This window comes from Burkholderia sp. MSMB1826 (assembly GCF_001526325.1).
Lineage (GTDB): Bacteria > Pseudomonadota > Gammaproteobacteria > Burkholderiales > Burkholderiaceae > Burkholderia.
Genome location: NZ_LOYN01000031.1, coordinates 1 through 1,335, shown reverse-complemented (window position 1 = coordinate 1,335; position 1,335 = coordinate 1). Strand labels below are relative to the sequence as shown.

The 1,335-nt window shown below is 67.9% G+C and carries 1 protein-coding gene and 1 pseudogene; both read left to right on the top strand.

Translation table 11 applies throughout. The features are described 5' to 3' along the window. Positions 1-345: pseudogene (locus WS95_RS20245) on the top strand (SEL1-like repeat protein); the annotation flags it as partial. A 121-nt stretch (positions 346-466) separates the two neighbouring features. Continuing rightward, entirely contained in the window at positions 467-1,294 is an 828-nt protein-coding gene (locus WS95_RS20240) for a hypothetical protein (protein WP_034205621.1), read from the top strand. Positions 1,295-1,335: the final 41 nt, after the last annotated feature.

Here is a 1,335-nt window from a genome sequence, read left to right as displayed (position 1 = left end):
TTCCGCGGCGACGGCGTGCGCCAGGACAGCTACCAGGCGCTCAAGTGGATGCGCGAGGCCGCCGAACGCGGCGACCTGAACGCGCAGAAGGCGCTCGGCAGTTTCTACCTGTTCGGCCTCGAGGAAATGGGCTCGGATGCGCGCGAAGCGGAGAAGTGGCTGTCGATCGCGGCCGGCCGCGGCGACAAGGAATCGAAAAAACTGCTCGACCTCGCCCGCAAGGCGAAGAAAGAAGACGAAGAAGACTGGAAATGGCGCACGCAATGGCGTGACGTCTATTACGGCTACTGGTACTCGGGCTATCCGTACTACGGCGTCTGGCAGCAGACGTACTGGTATTACTGACCGGGCATCGAGCAACGGGGGCAGCCGCGGGGAGACCACCATCGCGCGCTACGCCGGGGGGCTTATCGAAGTTCGCACGAACACATAAGCCGAACAACGACTCTAATCGATCGACAACGACATGAAGACCAATCTTTCCCAACGTCTCGTTCAAGGTGCGCTGGTTGCAGCGCTTGGCGCGTCCGTCGCGGGGTGCGGCGGCGTGGTGACGCCCGGCGGGCAGAACGCCGGCGTGACGGGCGCGGCGGCAGGCGGCGCGAGCGCCGGCGCCGATTCGCAACTGCAGCGCTGCACGTCGCCGCTGGGCACGATCGCGGTGGACGACGGCCGCAACGCCGACTGGTGGGGCCCGTTCGGCAGCGCGACCAAGATGACGACGATCGACCCGCTGCTGCGCCTGGCGGTGCAGCAGTCGAACTGCTTCGTGATCACGTCGATCGGCAACCAGAAGAGCGACGCGCGCCTGTCGCGCATCACGCAACTGCAGCGCAACTCGGGCGAATACCGCGCGGGCTCGAAGCAGCAGAAGGGGCAGCGGGTCGCGGCCGACTACTACATGGAGCCGCAGATCGTGATCAACGACTCGCCGATCGGCGGGATCGGCAGCATGATCGGCGGGCTGATCGGCAACAGCGCGGTGGCGGCGGTGGCGGGCCACCTGCAGACGAAGGCGTCGGTGGTGACGCTGACGCTGTTCGACGTGCGCTCGGCGGTGCAGATCGCGGCGGCGGAAGGCAGCTCGACGGCGACCAACTACGGCGCGGCGCTGGGCGGCTTCGGCGGCGGCGTGGGCGGTGCGCTCGCGGGGTTCTCGGCGACGCCGGAAGGCAAGGCGACGGTCGTCGCGTTCATCGATGCGTACAACAAGATGGTCGTCGCGCTGCGCAGCTACAAGGCGCAGGACGTGAAGGGCGGGCTGGGCCGCGGCGGCCAGCTGCAGGTCAACTGACGTCGGCGGGCCGGCGGGAAGCCGCCGGCCGATTGCCGAGT

Bases quoted from the DNA above. Each gene is read 5' to 3' on its own strand.
- WS95_RS20240 (WP_034205621.1), top strand. From the start codon at position 467: ATGAAGACCAATCTTTCCCAACGTCTCGTTCAAGGTGCGCTGGTTGCA.